The organism is Micromonospora sp. NPDC047812 (assembly GCF_040704175.1).
GTDB lineage: Bacteria > Actinomycetota > Actinomycetes > Mycobacteriales > Micromonosporaceae > Micromonospora.
On the sequence record NZ_JBEYRY010000003.1, the window covers coordinates 428,511 to 443,393 of the forward strand.

The following is a 14,883-nucleotide window of genomic DNA, read 5'->3' on the forward strand; positions in this document are numbered from 1 at the left end:
CATGCAGGTGCTCTACACCGCGTCCGCCCGGGCCACCGGGGACGGTCGGGACGGCCACGTCCGCACCTCCGACGGCACCGTCGACCTGGGCCTGGCCGTGCCGAAGGAGATGGGTGGCGCCGGCGGTGCCGCCAACCCCGAGCAGCTCTTCGCGGCCGGCTACGCCGCCTGCTTCCACTCGGCGCTGCGCCTGGTCGCCCGCAAGGCGAAGGTCGACGTCTCGGGCTCGGTCGTCGAGGCCGAGGTCGGCATCGGCGCCAACGGCAGCGGCGGCTTCGGGCTGACCGTCACCCTCCTGGTCGACCTTCCGGCCGTCGAGCGGGCCGCCGCCGAGCAGGTCGTCGAGCAGGCCCACCAGGTCTGCCCCTACTCGAACGCCACGCGCGGCAACGTCGAGGTCACCCTCACCGTGCGCGAGGCGCTGTGAGCACCCGCAACCGGGAGATCCACCTCGCCTCCCGGCCGCAGGGCTGGCCCACCGCGGACAACTTCCGGCTCGTCGAGACCGACGTGCCCACCCCCGGGCCGGGGCAGATCGTGGTCCGCAACCGGTACGTGTCGGTCGACCCGTACATGCGGGGGCGGATGAACGACGTCAAGTCGTACATGCCGCCGTTCGCGCTCGACGCGCCGCTGGACGGCGGGGCGGTCGGCGAGGTCGTGGCCAGCGAGGCCGAGGGCGTCCAGCCCGGCGACACCGTCCTGCACGGCCTCGGCTGGCGCGAGTACGCGCTGCTCGACGCGCGGGCCGCCCGCAAGGTCGACCCCGACCTCGCCCCGGTCACCGCCTACCTGAGCGTGCTCGGCATGACCGGCCTGACCGCGTACGCCGGGCTGCTGGAGGTCGCCGGGATGAAGCCGGGGGAGACGGTCTTCGTCTCCGCCGCCGCCGGCGCGGTGGGCAGCCTGGTCGGCCAGATCGCCAAGCTCCGGGGCGCGGCGCACGTGGTCGGCAGCGCGGGCTCGGCGGCCAAGGTCGAGCGGCTGCGCGCGCTCGGCTTCGACGCCGCGTTCGACTACCACGAGGGGCCGGTGCGCGACTCGCTGAAGGCCGCCGCCCCCGACGGCGTCGACGTCTACTTCGACAACGTCGGCGGCGACCACCTGGAGGCGGCGATCTCCGCGATGAAGGTGCACGGCCGGGCCGCGATCTGCGGGATGATCGCGCAGTACAACGACACCGAGCCGCCGGCCGCGCCGCGTAACCTGGCGCTGCTCATCGGCAAGCGGCTCACCCTGCGCGGCTTCCTGGTCGGCGACCACAACCACCTGCGCGACGAGTTCGTGCGCGAGATGGCCGGCTGGCTGCGCGACGGCAAGGTCTCGTACGACGAGACGGTCGTCGACGGCATCGAGAACGCCCCGGAGGCGTTCCTCGGCCTGCTGCGCGGCGAGAACCTGGGCAAGATGCTCGTCCGGGTGTGACCGAGGGCGCCAAGGCCCCTCGACGCGGTGGCCGGCCTCACCGGCCGGTCACCGCGGGCGCCGGGAAGGATAGGCTCGCGGCATGACGGTGGCGGTGCGGGTCATCCCGTGTCTCGACGTGGACGCCGGTCGGGTGGTCAAGGGGGTCAACTTCCTCGACCTGCGCGACGCCGGCGACCCGGTGGAGCTGGCGGCGGCGTACGACCGGGCCGGCGCGGACGAGCTGACCTTCCTCGACGTCACCGCCTCCTCCAGCGACCGGGGCACCATGCTCGACGTGGTCCGCCGCACGGCGGAGTCGGTCTTCATCCCGCTGACCGTCGGCGGTGGCGTCCGGCAGGTCGCCGACGTCGACACGCTGCTGCGCGCCGGTGCGGACAAGGTCGGGGTGAACACCGCCGCGATCGCCCGCCCCGAGCTGATCGCCGAGATCGCCGACCGGTTCGGCCGGCAGGTGCTGGTGCTCTCGCTCGACGTGCGGCGCGCACCCGGCGGCGGCACGCCCAGCGGCTTCGAGGTGACCACCCACGGCGGTCGGCGCGGCACCGGGCTGGACGCGGTCGAGTGGGCCCGCCGCGGCGCCGAGCTGGGCGCGGGGGAGATCCTGCTGAACTCGATGGACGCCGACGGCACGAAGGCCGGCTTCGATCTCGAACTCATCGGCGCGGTGCGCCGGGTGGTGGACGTGCCGGTGGTGGCCAGCGGCGGCGCGGGCGAGGTGGCGCACTTCGCGCCGGCGATCGGCGCCGGCGCGGACGCGGTGCTCGCCGCCAGCGTCTTCCACTTCGGGGAGCTGACCGTCGCCGAGGTCAAGGACGCGCTGCGTGGGGCCGGGCACCCCGTCCGCTGACCGCCCGCGCGGTCCGGCTGCGCCCGCTCAGTCGCGGCGGGACCGGTTCTCGGGGGAGCGCCGGGGCGCCGGGATCGACCGCACCACGTACTCCTGCACGGCGGCGGCGTGGTCGGCCTCGTCCAGGTGCCAGTCGGCACTGACCGGGGCGTGTCGCCGGACCAGCACGCCCTGCACGGTGTCCACCGTGGTGGCCAGCCCGGCGCTCGGCCTGGTGCGCCAGAGACGCTCACCGTCGGCGGTGATCCGGAACCAGCCGTCGGTGACGCTGACCAGCCCGGCCCCGACGAGGCGACGGACCGCCGCCTCCACCTCGTGTCGTTCGGGGATCGCCTGGTTGAGGTGGTCGGCGGTGGAGAGCACGTCGGCGAGGCGTACGCCCTCGGGGCGGCGGCTGGACGCCGCGCGGCGGTGCCGTCCCGCACCGCTGGCGATCACCACCGAGACGAAGATCCAGGCATCGCTCCAGCGCCATCCGTTCTCCCCCATGCGAGGATTCTGCCGGGCGTGGCGTCCGAAGGGAACACCGACGTCCGGGTCGCGTCACGCGGCGGGGAGCGGCGCGACCGGGCCCGGGGCGGGGTCCTGCGGCCCGGGGACCGTGAACAGCGGCAGGAAGACCTGGGTCAGCGGGCCGATGGCCAGCGCGTAGACGACCGTGCCGACGCCCACGGTCCCGCCGAGCAGCCAGCCCAGCGCCAGCACCGTGACCTCGATGACGGTGCGGACGAGCCGGACCGAGCGGCCGGGCCGGCGGGCGACGTAGCCGGTCATCAGGCCGTCGCGGGGGCCGGGCCCGAGGCGGGCGCCGAGGTAGAGACCCGTCGCCGCCCCGTTGGCCACGACGCCGGCGAGCAGCATCCCGGCCCGTACGCCCAGCGACCCGCCGGCCGGCAGCAGCGCGAGCGTCGCGTCGACCACCAGCCCGACGACCAGGACGTTGCTGACCGTGCCGAGGCCGGGGCGCTGGCGCAGGGGTATCCAGAGCAGCAGCACCAGCACGCCCACCGCGATGGTGACGGTGCCGAAGGAGAGGCCGGTCAGCTCGGACAGGCCCTGGTGGAACACGTCCCACGGGTCCAGGCCCAGCCCAGAGTTGATCATCAGGGCCATGCTGACGCCGTAGAGGACGAGGCCCGCGAAGAGCTGGACGAGCCGCCGCGCGGGGCGATGCCGGAGATTGCCAATCGGTGCCACCCATGCCACGCTAAAGGCCAATCGGCGCAGCGTAAGAGCCAATCCGGGAGGAGTGGCCATGACGAGTCAGGTTCGGGGTGTCCAATTGGCCCGGCTCCTCGGTCAGTGGCATGCGCTGCCCGGCCGCCGTCGCAGCCCCGACTACGCGGCCCTGGCCGGTGCCGTACGCGGCCTGCTCGCCGACGGCCGGCTGCCGCTGGGCGTGCGGCTGCCCGCCGAGCGGGAGTTGGCCGAGGCTTTGAAGATCAGCCGGACCACGGTCACGGCCGCGTACCGGGAGCTGCGGGAGAGCGGCCACCTCGCCAGCCGGCGGGGGGCCGGCAGCTGGACGATGCTCCCGGGCACCCACCGGGTGGCGAGCACCGGACTCTGGACCCCGCTCGACGACCGCGACATGATCGATCTCGGGGTCGCCGCGCTCGCCGCGCCGCCCGAGCTGCTGCCGGCCGCGCGCGCGGCGGCCGAGGACCTGCCCCGCTACCTGGGCGGCGCCGGCTACCACCCGACCGGCATCATCGAGCTGCGCGAGGCGGTGGCTCGCGCCTACACCGACCGGGGCCTGCCCACCTCGCCCGACCAGATCATGGTCACCAACGGCACCCAGCACGCCCTCGACCTGGTGCTCCGGCTGGCCCTCGCCCCCGGCGGCAACGTGCTGGTCGAGGCGCCCAGCTATCCGAACGCGCTGGCCGCGCTGGCCGCCCGCCGGGCCCGGATCACCACGCACGGCCTGGCCGTCGAGGAGCCCGGTTGGGACGCCGACCTGCTGCTCGGCGGCCTCCGGCAGGCCCGGCCCAAGCTGGCGTACCTGATCCCGGACTTCCAGAACCCGACCGGGCACCTGATGCCGGCCGCGCTGCGCGAGCGGGTGGTGGCCACCGCGCACGCCGTCGGCACCGACCTGGTCGTCGACGAGTCGTTCGTGGACCTGCCGCTGGACGGGACGGTGCTGCCCCCGCCCACCGCCAGCTTCGACCGGCACTCCCGGGTGATCACCATCGGCGGGATGAGCAAGCCCTTCTGGGGCGGCCTGCGCATCGGCTGGGTCCGCGCCTCCGCCCCGCAGGTGCAGCGGCTGGCAGCCGCCCGCGTCGGCGTCGACATGGCCAGCCCGGTCCTGGACCAGCTGGTCGCGGTCCACCTGCTCGCCGACGCGCCGGGCATCGTCGCCGCCCGGCAGGCCCAGCTGACCGTCCAGCGCGACGCGCTGCTCGCCGCGCTCGCGCAGCGCCTGCCCGAGTGGCGGGTCACCGTCCCGCACGGCGGGGTGACCCTCTGGGCCGAACTCGACGGGCCGATCTCCAGCGCGCTGGCCCGGGCCGCCGAGGAGGTCGGCGTACGCCTGGCGCCCGGTCCCCGCTTCGGCCTGGACGGCACGCTGGAGCGCTTCCTGCGGCTGCCGTTCACCCTGCCGGCCGCCGACCTGGTCGAGGCGGTCGGTCGCATCGCCGCCGTGCGCTACGACCTGGACCGGGGCGGCCGGTCGCAGTGGCGGGAACCGGCGGTCATCGCCTGACACCGGCCGGCCGGCCCGGGGCGGGAGGTTCCCGGCCGGGTCGGTCAATCAGGTCTGCGCCCGGCGCCGCGGCTGCGAGACTGCGCAGGTGGAGGACGTTCGGGGGGTGCGGTGGCCGCGCGGGATCCTGCCGAGCGCACCGGGCTCCCGCACCACCCGGCTCGAACTCTTCTACGACCTCGTCTTCGTCTTCGCCTTCCTCAACGTGACCACGGCGACGGCCAGCAACCCGACCCCGCGCGGGCTGGTCCAGCTCCTGGTGGTGCTCGCCCTGCTCTGGTGGTGCTGGAGCGGCTTCGCCGCGCTGGGCAACGTGGTCCGCACCGACCAGGGGATCGCGCCGCTGGTCGGGTTCGCCGTCTCCGCCGCCGTCTTCGTGCTCGCGCTGAGCCTGCCGAAGGCGTTCGTCGACCGTCCCGGTGGGCTGCCCGGCCCGGTGGTCTTCGCCGTCTGCTACTTCCTGGTCCGCGCGACCCAGGTGACGGTCTTCCTCTGGGCCGTACGCTCCGACCGGGAGGTGCGCCGGCGGATGCCCGTGCTGGCCCTGCCGTTCCTGCTGGCGACGGGCTTCATCATGACCGCCGCGCTGGTGCCGCAGCGACTTCTCGACGGCCGCGCCGAGATGATGCTGCGGCTGGTGTTGTGGCTCGCCGCGCTCGGCGTCGAGTACGGCTCCGGCCTGGCCCAGCACCGCGCGGGCTGGACGGTGCTCTCGGCGGGGCACTGGGCGGAACGGCACGCGCTGATCATCATGGTGGCGCTCGGCGAGTCGATCATCGCGTTGGGGCTCGGGCCCGGCCCCACCGCCGCCCTGCCGCTGACCTGGCCCGTGATCGTCGCGGCGTTGCTCGGCATCGCGGTGGTCGCGGCGCTGTGGTGGGCGTACTTCGACACCCTCGCCCTGGCCATGGAGCAGGTGCTGCACCGCACCCGGGAGCGGCGTACCCGCGCCGGGCTGGCCCGGGACGTGTACACGTACCTGCACCTGCCGTTGATCACGGGCGTGATCCTGTTCGCCCTGGGCCTCAAGGGGCTGATCTACGAGGGCGCCGACCCGGCGACTCCGCAGTGGGGGGTGCCGCTGCCCGGCTTCGACATGCTGGCCCTCTTCGGCGGGGTCGCGCTCTACCTGCTCACGTTGATCCTGCTCGGCAGCCGGATGCTGGGTGCGGCGCGCTGGCCGTCGATCGGCGGGGTGGTGCTGATCGTCGCGCTGACCCCGGTGGCCGGGCAACTGCCGGAGCTGGTGGCCGTGGCCATGCTGGCGGTGGCCGCCGTGCTGACCGTCGCGGTGCAGACGGTCGTCGACGCCCCGCGACGGCGGCGCGTGCGGCAGGTGGCGCTGGATGAGCAGCTCGCCTCCGAGGCCGAGCAGACGCGGTGGCGGGGCCACCACCTCTGACCCCGATGCGGGGCGGCCCGCCTGCGGAGCGGGCCCCCGGCCCGAGGCGGAGCACGAGGCGCGGGCCGACGTCGGCGGTCCCGCACCGCAGCGCGGGCCGCCGACGTCGCGTGCTCAGAGCTCGGCCAGCGTGCCCGCGTACATCTTCTCGATCTCGCCGGCGAAGTTGCTCTCCACGCCGCGGCGCTTGATCTTGAGCGACGGGGTGATCTCGCCGTCCTCGATGGTCAGGTCGCGCGGCAGGATGGCGACCTTCTTGATCGTCTCCCAGCGGTTGAGCTTGGCGTTGAGCTCGGCCACGTATCCCTCGACCATGGCCTTCGCCTCCGGGGAGGCGACGATGTCGGCGTAGTCGCGGCCCTCCAGCGGGGTGCCGGCGGCCCAGCCCTTGATCGCGTCCGGGTCCAGCGTGACCAGCATCGTGCAGTAGTTGCGGGCCTGGCCGATGACCACCGCCTGCGAGGTGTACGGGCAGGTGGCCTTGAACATCCCCTCGATGTGCGAGGGCGCGATGTACTTGCCGCCCGAGGTCTTGACCAGGTCCTTCTTCCGGTCGGTGATCTTGAGGTAGCCGTCGGCGTCCAGGGTGCCGATGTCGCCGGTGCGGAAGAAGCCGTCCTCGGTGAACGAGGCCGCGGTCTCCTCGGGCAGGTTGTGGTAGCCGCGCATCACCGGCCGGCCGCGCACCAGGATCTCGCCGTCGGTGTCGATCCGGCACTCCAGGTCGCCCATCGCCTTGCCGACGGTGCCGATCCGCAGCCCGTTCGGCGGGTTGACGAAGTTGCCGGCGCTGGTCTCGGTGAGGCCGTAGCCCTCGGAGATCGGCAGGTTCGCCGCGGCGAAGAAGGTGGCGATCTCCGGGCTGAGCGGGGCGGCGCCGGAGACGAGGACCCGGATCCGGCCGCCGAGGCGGGCCTGGAGCTTGCTGAACACCAGCTTCTCGGCCACCGCGTACTTCAGCTTCAGCCCCGTCGGGAGGGGCCTGCCGGCCTGCTCCATGGCGACCTTCTCCTTGCCGACCCGGACGCCCCAGGCGAAGATCTTCGCCTTCGCGCCGCCGCTGTCCTGCGCGGTGGTCACCGCCTTGTTGTAGACCTTCTCGAACACCCGGGGCGCGCCGCACATCAGCGTCGGCCGGATCACCGAGAGCAGCTCGACCAGCTTGTCCACCCGGCCGTCGACGTACGTCGGCAGGCCCACGTGGATCGCCCCGCAGAGCAGGGTCTTGCCGAACGAGTGCGACAGCGGCAGCCAGAGGTACTGCAGGTCGTTCTCGCGGAGCAGCCCCAGCTCGGCCTGGGCCACGCCCTCCCAGCACCAGCCGCCGTGCAGCAGCTCGACGCCCTTCGGGCGCCCGGTGGTGCCGGAGGTGTAGATCAGCGTGGCCAGGTGCTCGGGACCGATCCCGGCGACCAGCATGTCGATCAGGTCGGGCTCGGCGGCCAGCGCGCGGGCGCCCTGCTCCTCCAGCTCGGCGAGGGTGAGCTGGGGGACGGCGGCGGCCGGGTCGGCGGCGCCGTCGAAGAGCACGACGTGGGTCAGCGCCGGCAGGTCGGCGCCCGCGATCTTGGCGGCCTGGGCCGGGTTCTCGGCGAACAGCACCCGGGAGCCGGAGTCGGCGATGATGTAGGTCGCGTCGTCGGGCTCCGTCGTGGGGTAGACGGTGGTGGTAGCGCCGCCGGCGCACATGATGCCGAGGTCGGCGACCACCCAGTCGAGCCGGGTGTTCGCCAGGATCGCGACCGGATCCTCCAGGCCGACACCGAGGCCGTGCAGCCCGGCGGCGACCGCCTTGGCGCGACGGGCCATCTGCTCCCAGCTCAGCCAGACCGGCCCGGAGTCGTCGGGGGCCGGATGGGCGAAGGCGTCGCGGTCGGGGGACGCCGCCACGCGCTTGAGGAACATGTCGGGGATGGAACGGTACGGTACATCGAGAGCCATCGCTGTAGCCGCCTTCGGGGGTGGAGACGTGACCGTGGTCACGTCGGCGTTCGTTACCGAAGGGTATTGCCTGCGCCCGGGCATCGGCTAGCCCTGTGGATCACGGCTGGGCCACGTCTCGGAGGATGGAACCCGGTTCAGGCGTACCGGGCCGCCCCCAGCGACCAGTCGTAGGTGGCCCGGACCCAGTTGCGCCGCGCGGTGAGGGCCGGCCGCAGGCCGTCGTCGCCGGTGGCGAGCAGCGCCGCCTCCGTCGCCAGGTACGCCGTCAGGCCCTCGTTGAACCGGTCGGCCGCCGCCCGCAGGGCCGACGACTCGTCGCCGTCCGCCCGCCCCGCGGCGATCACCGCGACCAGGTTGTGCACGTCCGGCTGGCCGAGGTGCTCCTTGCCGTACGAGAAGACGTCGTTGCACCAGCAGATCAGGTCGGCGGCGAGCAGGTCGAGGGCGACCAGCGACGGCTCGGTGCGGTGGGTCGCCCCCGGCAGCGCCCCGGCGGCCAGCTCGGTGAGGGTGAAGCTGGGGTGGACCCCTCCGGTGTGCCGGCGCATCTGGACGTACTCGGCCAGCCCCGGCGCCCGCCCGTGCTCCCGGTTCGCCGCCTCCCAGAGCAGCGCCAGCAGGTACTCCCGCACCTCGCCGACGAAGCGCAGCAGCGTCACGGGCCCGCCGGCGGCGTGGGCCCGCCGGCACAGGTCGCCCAGCGCCTCCCCGAGCGGCCCGGCCGCGGTCGCCCGCGCGTCGGTCCGTTCCCCGTGGCCGTCCAGGACGTCCAGCAGGGCGGCGACGGTCGGCGCCAGCCGGGTGGGGGAGTCGCCGAGGCCGTCCTCGTCGCAGGCGTCGTCCATCACGAACAGCCAGGAGATCAGGTCGGTGAGCAGCCGCAGCCCGTCCACCGGGCCCTCCGGGCAGGCGCGCCCGGCCAGACCGGCGGCGTCGGCCCGGCGCAGCCGGCGCAGCCGGTGCCCGTTAGCGATCAGCCCGTGGCCGAGCGCCCACTCGGTGCTCTCCCGTGCCACCCGTGCGGTGGCGTCGTGCTGGCGCGCGGGAAAGGGGGGTTCCCGTAGCGCCGAGACCGCGAAGGTCCGCATGGTGCCCCCTGTCGCGCCGCCCCACGGCGGGACGGCGCGGGACAGCGTACGGGAGCAGGAATCGGTCGCGGTCGTTGGGTGGCCGATTTTCCGCATTGCGCTGTGACCGATTGCGTACAGCGCGTCACATGCCCAGGTTGGCGCCCCGGAGCCGCTCGGCCGGTGCCGCCGACCCGTCGATCTGCACCCGGGATACCCGCTGCCGGCCGCTGAGGAACAGGGCCAGCTCGCCCGGCGCGCCCACCACCCGCACGGGTTCGCCGCCCCGGCCGACGGAGAGCTCCCCGTAGCCGGGCGCCTGGACGAAGACGTCCGCCGGGAACCGGCGCAGCGCCAGCCGGGCCAGCCCGGCGCACCGCTTCCAGAGCGCCGCGTTGAGCCCCGCAGCGAGATCGCGGGGGAGCCAGCCCGGGCGGACGCGGCGCACGTCCTCGTGGTGGATGAAGAACTCCAGCGTGTTGGCCAGCTCGTCGGTGACCGGGTTGCTGACCGGACTCCACACCGGCGGCCGGCGCACCTGATCGAGAAGGCGTGACCAGGGGCGCGCGGCGACGCGGAGGCGCACCCGTTCGGAGTAGCCGCGCAGCGGCGGGAGCAGGATGCCGCCGGCGGCGTCGGGCCGGCGTTCGCGCAGCACCAGGTGGGCGGCGAGGTCGCGGGTGCTCCACCCCTCGTTGACCGTCGGCGCGTCCGGTCCCAGCGTCTGCATCAGGTCGGCGAGCGCCTCGCGCTCCGATCGGGCGTACCGCGGCATGCACCGATCGTAGGCGCGTGCGGCCCACTCGGCGCGTCGAGTGGGCCGGCGGCCGTGACGGTGGACATAGCGGACCGGGGCGGCGGAGCTGGCCCGGACCGGTAAGGATGAGGAAGATAAGTGCGGCTTACGGCGGGGGAGAGCGTGGCGAGCAGGACAAGTCGGGACGTGCTGGTGCGGGGGCTGGCCGTCCTCGGGCGGGCGATCCGGGAGGAGCCGCGCATCTTCGCGGTCGCGGTGAGCGGCAGCGTGCTCTTCGGCGCCATGACGGTGGCCAGCGCGTACGTGGTTGGCGCCGTGGTCGGCGACGTGGTGGTGCCGGCGATCGAGCGCGGCGCGGTCGGGGTCGGCGGGCTGGCCCTGGCGGCCGTCGCGCTGTTCGGCATCAGCGTGCTGCGGGTGGCAGGCATCTTCGGCCGCCGGCTCGGCGCGGGCTACATGCAGTACCGCCTCCAGGCCGCCTACCGGCGCCGGGTCACCCGCCGCTACCTGGAGCTGCCGCTGGCCTGGCACCACCGCAACGCCACCGGCACGCTGCTGTCCAACGCCAACTCCGACGTCGAGGCCGCCTGGTATCCGATCGCCCCGCTGCCGTTCGCGGTCGGCACCCTGGTGATGCTGGTCGGCGCGGTGGGGTCGCTCTTCGTCACCGACTGGGCGCTGGCCCTGGTCGGCGTCGCGGTCTTCCCGGCGCTCTTCGCGCTCAACGTCGCCTACTCCCGCCGGATGGCTCCCCGCCAGGCCCGGGCCCAGCGGCTGCGCGCCGAGGTCAGCGGCATCGCGCACGAGAGCTTCGACGGCGCCCTGGTCGTCAAGACGATGGGCCGGGAGGCGCAGGAGACCGACCGGTTCGCCGCCCGCGCGGGCGAGCTGCGCGACTCGCTGGTGGCGGTCGGGCGGCTGCGCGGCGTCTTCGATCCGATGCTGGAGACCCTGCCCAGCCTCGGCACCCTCGCCGTGCTGGTGGTCGGCGCGATCCGGCTGCGGCAGGGCGCGATCAGCGTCGCCGAGCTGATCAGCGTCGCCTTCCTCTTCACGGTGCTGGCGTTTCCCGTACGGGCCATCGGCTGGGTGCTGGCCGAGCTGCCGCGCAGCGTCGCCGGCTGGGACCGGGTCCGCCGGGTGCTCGACGCGACCGGCGAGATGGCGTACGGCGACACGACGCTCGACGTGACGGACCCCCGCCCCGCCACCCTCGCGTTCGACGGCGTGCGGTTCGGCTACGAGCCGGCCGAGGCGCACCTGCCCGGCACGGAGGTGCTCGGCGACGTCTCCTTCACCGTGCCCGCCGGGAAGACCGTGGCCCTGGTCGGGCCGACCGGCTCCGGCAAGTCGACGATCGCCGCGCTGGCCGTGCGGCTGGTCGACCCGCTGGCCGGCACGGTGTGCGTGGACGGGGTGGACGTCCGCCGGCTCACCGCCGCCTCGCTGGCGGGCACCGCCGCGCTGGTCGCCCAGGTGCCGTTCGTCTTCGACGACACGGTGCGCGCCAACATCACGCTGGACCGGCCGGGCATCGGCGACGACGACGTCTGGGCCGCGCTGCGGCTGGCCGAGGCGGACGGCTTCGTCGCGGCCCTGCCCGACGGTCTCGACACGAGGGTCGGCGAGCGGGGCACCTCGCTCTCCGGCGGTCAGCGGCAGCGGCTCACCCTGGCCCGCGCGCTCGCCGGCCGGCCACGCCTGCTGGTGCTCGACGACGCGACCAGCGCCGTCGACCCGCGGGTGGAGGCGGCCATCCTGGCCGGGCTGCGCTCCTCGGCGGGGCAGGCCGGGGTGCCGGCCGCGTCGATCCTGGTGGTCGCCTACCGGCGGGCCACCATCGCGTTGGCCGACGAGGTGGTCTACCTGGAACAGGGCCGGGTGCTCGCCCGCGGCCCGCACGCCGAGCTGCTGGCCACGGTGCCGGGCTACGCCGACCTGGTCACCGCCTACGAGCAGGCCGAGGTCGACCACGCCAAGGACGAGACGTACGACGAGGTCGCCCCGCTGCCGTCGGGCCTGGAGATCGAGGTGGACCGGTGAGTGCGAGGAGTGCAGCGCAGCGGAGCCCCGCAGTCGCGAACGGAAGGCGGGTCCGGTGAGCGCGAGGAGTGCAGCGCAGCGGAGCCCCGCAGTCGCGAACGAAAGAAGGAACCGGTGACCACCACCACCACGGACACGGCGCGGAAGACCGGGACCGCCGAGGCGTCTGAGACGCCCGAGGCGCCCGAGACGACGTGGCAGACGCTGCGCCGGGGTCTGGCGCTCTCCCCGGAGCTGCGGGTCGGCCTGGCCGGCACGCTCGGCCTGGCCCTGGTCTACATGGTCGGCCGGGCGGCCGTCCCGGTGGCGGTGCAGCAGGGCATCGACAACGGCATCGTGGGCGGCCTGGACCTGGACGTGATCTGGAAGGTGGTCGCCGCCACCGCCGCGGTGCTGGTGGTGACCACGCTCTGCGGCTACCTGATGATGCGCCGGCTCTTCACGGTCAGCGAGACCGCGCTGGCCAACGTGCGGATCCGGGCGTTCCGGCACGTGCACGACCTGTCGATGCTGCACCAGCAGTCGGAGCGGCGCGGTTCGCTGGTCTCCCGGGTGACCAGCGACGTCGACCAGATCACCCAGTTCCTCCAGTGGGGCGGCGTGATCCTGGTGATCAACCTCGGCCAGCTGGCGGTCACCACGCTTGTCATGTTCGCGTACTCCTGGCAGCTGACCCTGGTGGTGTTCGCCGCCTTCCTGCCCGCCGTGTTCGTGATCCGGCAGCTCCAGCGCCGCCTCGCCGGGGCGTACGGGGTGGTCCGGCAGCGCACGGGGACGCTGCTCGGCGCGATCGGGGAGAGCGTGGTCGGCGCGCCGGTGATCCGGGCCTACGGGATCGCCGGCCGGACGGCCCGCCGGCTCGACGAGGCGATCGACGGGCAGCGCCGGGCCCAGCAGCGGGCGATCAGGATCAGCATCATGGGCAGCTCGGTCGGGGAGTTGGCGGCCGGCCTGGCGCTGGCCGGTGTGGTGGTGCTCGGGGTGACCCTCGGCGCCGACCGCACCCTGAGCATCGGCGAGGTGACCGCCTTCCTCTTCCTGGTCACGCTCTTCATCCAGCCGGTGCAGATCGCCACCGAGGTGCTCAACGAGGCGCAGAACGCCATCGCGGGCTGGCGCCGGGTGCTGGACGTGCTGGACGTCGAGCCGGACGTCGCCGACCCGGGCGAGCAGGGACGCGAGCTGCCGTCCGGCCCGCTGGACATCCGCTTCGCGGGGGTGCGCTTCGCGTACCCGGAGGGCCCGCCCGTGCTGCACGACGTCAGCCTGGAGATTCCGGCGAAGAGCCGGGTGGCGGTGGTCGGGGAGACCGGCAGCGGCAAGACCACCTTCGCCAAGCTGCTCACCCGCCTGATGGACCCGACCGCCGGCCAGGTGCTGCTCTCCGGCGTGCCGCTGGACCGGGTCCGGTTCGCCTCGCTGCGCTCGCGGGTGGTGATGGTCCCGCAGGACGGCTTCCTCTTCGACGCCACGGTGGCGGAGAACGTCCGCTTCGCCCGCCCGGAGCTGAGCGACGAGCAGCTCGGGGCGGCCTTCACCGAGCTGGGGCTGGCGGACTGGCTGGACGGGCTCCCGTCGGGGCTGCACACGCCGGTGGGGGAGCGCGGCGAGGCGCTGAGCGTGGGGGAGCGGCAGCTGGTCGCGCTGGCCCGCGCGTACGTGGCCGACCCGGACCTGCTGGTGCTGGACGAGGCGACGAGCGCGGTTGACCCGGCCACGGAGGTGCGGCTGCAACGCACCCTGGACGCGGTCACCCGGGGGCGCACCACCCTCGCGATCGCGCACCGGCTCTCCACGGCGCAGGCCGCCGACGAGGTGATCGTGGTGGACAAGGGCCGGATCGTGCAGCGCGGTCCGCACGACGAGCTGGTCCGCGACCCGGAGTCGGTCTACGGCCTGCTCTACGCCTCCTGGCTGGAGCAGACCCGCTGACCCGGCCCGCCGTGCGTGCGCGGCGGGCCGTCTCCGCCGGCCCGGTCCGGCGCGCGGCCCGGCTGCGCGCCGGGCCGCGCGGCGGTCAGCGGGAGTAGAACTCCACCACCAGTTGCTCGTCGCAGATCACCGGCACCTCGTGCCGGGCGGGCTCGCGCAGCAACGTCGTCCGCAGCTCGCCCAGCTCCACCGACAGGTACGGCTGGCCGGGTCCCTCGGTGGCGTTGGCGCCCGCGGCGGCGAGCTGGAACGGCACGGACGCGCGGCTGCGTTCGCGGACGGCCATCACCTGGCCCGGACGCAGCCGGTACGACGGCCGGTCGACCTTGCGTCCGTCGACGGTGAAGTGGCCGTGCGCGACGAGCTGCCGGGCCTGGTAGATGCTGCGGGCCAGGCCGGCCCGGTGCACCACCGCGTCGAGCCGTCGCTCCAGCAGCGCGACCAGGCTCTCGCCCGTCTTGCCGGAGCTCCGGGCAGCCTCGTCGAAGACGCGCCGGAGCTGGGTCTCGCTGACGTTGTACTGGTGGCGCAGGCGCTGCTTCTCCAACAGCCGCACCTGGTAGTCCGAGGTCTTGCGGCGCTGCCGGCCGTGCACTCCGGGCGGGAAGGGGCGCCGCTCGAAGTACCGCACGCACTTGCGAGTCAGGGGGATGCCGAGGGCGCGGGAGAGGCGGGCCTTGGGCCTGGGTTGGTTCACGCTGGACGTCTCCGATCCGGTGCTCTAGTCTCCGAGTTAGGTAAGGCTAACCT

The 14,883-nt window shown here is 74.2% G+C and carries 13 protein-coding genes; 7 read left to right on the forward strand and 6 right to left on the reverse strand.

The window, feature by feature from the left end:
- The first annotated feature begins 1 nt into the window (after position 1).
- From AB0883_RS17010 to hisF, 3 genes are all read left to right on the forward strand, one after another.
- The gene (locus AB0883_RS17010; protein ID WP_366642251.1) at positions 2-427 is read left to right on the forward strand and encodes an organic hydroperoxide resistance protein; all 426 of its coding nucleotides are present in this window, start codon (positions 2-4) and stop codon (positions 425-427) included.
- Positions 424-1,425 (forward strand): NADP-dependent oxidoreductase, encoded by a 1,002-nt coding sequence (locus AB0883_RS17015; RefSeq protein WP_366642080.1) that lies wholly within the window; start codon positions 424-426, stop codon positions 1,423-1,425. The genes AB0883_RS17010 and AB0883_RS17015 overlap by 4 nt, the downstream gene beginning before the upstream one ends.
- An 82-nt stretch (positions 1,426-1,507) precedes the next feature.
- Entirely contained in the window at positions 1,508-2,275 is a 768-nt protein-coding gene (gene hisF, locus AB0883_RS17020; protein WP_101411832.1) for an imidazole glycerol phosphate synthase subunit HisF, read from the forward strand.
- A 27-nt stretch (positions 2,276-2,302) separates the two neighbouring features.
- Here the strand turns inward: hisF and AB0883_RS17025 are convergent, their stop codons facing one another.
- Entirely contained in the window at positions 2,303-2,764 is a 462-nt protein-coding gene (locus AB0883_RS17025; RefSeq protein ID WP_121400579.1) for a hypothetical protein, read from the reverse strand.
- Positions 2,765-2,818: 54 nt separating this feature from the next.
- Positions 2,819-3,472, reverse strand: coding sequence for a hypothetical protein (locus tag AB0883_RS17030; RefSeq protein ID WP_366642081.1), 654 nt, complete (start codon positions 3,470-3,472; stop codon positions 2,819-2,821).
- A gap of 58 nt (positions 3,473-3,530) precedes the next feature.
- On the opposite strand from AB0883_RS17030, the gene AB0883_RS17035 reads away from it, so the two are divergent.
- Together AB0883_RS17035 and AB0883_RS17040 are read left to right on the forward strand one after the other, a co-directional pair.
- Positions 3,531-4,988, forward strand: a complete 1,458-nt coding sequence (locus AB0883_RS17035) for a PLP-dependent aminotransferase family protein (protein ID WP_366642082.1) — start codon at positions 3,531-3,533, stop codon at positions 4,986-4,988.
- An 88-nt stretch (positions 4,989-5,076) separates the two neighbouring features.
- Positions 5,077-6,390 (forward strand): low temperature requirement protein A, encoded by a 1,314-nt coding sequence (locus AB0883_RS17040; protein WP_366642083.1) that lies wholly within the window; start codon positions 5,077-5,079, stop codon positions 6,388-6,390.
- A gap of 114 nt (positions 6,391-6,504) precedes the next feature.
- Here AB0883_RS17040 and AB0883_RS17045 read toward each other — a convergent pair whose 3' ends face one another.
- The 3 genes from AB0883_RS17045 to AB0883_RS17055 all read right to left on the reverse strand — a co-directional run bounded on the left by AB0883_RS17045 (position 6,505) and on the right by AB0883_RS17055 (position 10,176).
- A complete protein-coding gene (locus AB0883_RS17045) occupies positions 6,505-8,331 on the reverse strand; it encodes a long-chain fatty acid--CoA ligase (RefSeq protein ID WP_366642084.1) in 1,827 nt (608 codons plus the stop codon).
- A 137-nt stretch (positions 8,332-8,468) separates the two neighbouring features.
- The gene (locus AB0883_RS17050) at positions 8,469-9,422 is read right to left on the reverse strand and encodes a terpene synthase (RefSeq protein WP_366642085.1); all 954 of its coding nucleotides are present in this window, start codon (positions 9,420-9,422) and stop codon (positions 8,469-8,471) included.
- 124 nt (positions 9,423-9,546) lie between these two features.
- Entirely contained in the window at positions 9,547-10,176 is a 630-nt protein-coding gene (locus tag AB0883_RS17055; RefSeq protein WP_366642086.1) for a TIGR03085 family metal-binding protein, read from the reverse strand.
- A 144-nt stretch (positions 10,177-10,320) separates the two neighbouring features.
- Here AB0883_RS17055 and AB0883_RS17060 point away from each other — a divergent pair, with 144 nt between their 5' ends.
- Positions 10,321-12,201 carry an ABC transporter ATP-binding protein gene (locus tag AB0883_RS17060; protein ID WP_366642252.1) on the forward strand — a complete coding sequence of 627 codons (1,881 nt, stop codon included), beginning with the start codon at positions 10,321-10,323 and terminating at the stop codon, positions 12,199-12,201.
- A 204-nt stretch (positions 12,202-12,405) separates the two neighbouring features.
- On the forward strand, positions 12,406-14,133 hold the full coding sequence (locus AB0883_RS17065; protein ID WP_366642253.1) for an ABC transporter ATP-binding protein: 1,728 nt from the start codon (positions 12,406-12,408) through the stop codon (positions 14,131-14,133).
- Positions 14,134-14,218: 85 nt separating this feature from the next.
- On the opposite strand, the gene rpsD is transcribed toward AB0883_RS17065, so the two are convergent.
- The gene (gene rpsD / locus AB0883_RS17070) at positions 14,219-14,830 is read right to left on the reverse strand and encodes a 30S ribosomal protein S4 (protein ID WP_366642087.1); all 612 of its coding nucleotides are present in this window, start codon (positions 14,828-14,830) and stop codon (positions 14,219-14,221) included.
- Positions 14,831-14,883 lie beyond the last annotated feature (53 nt).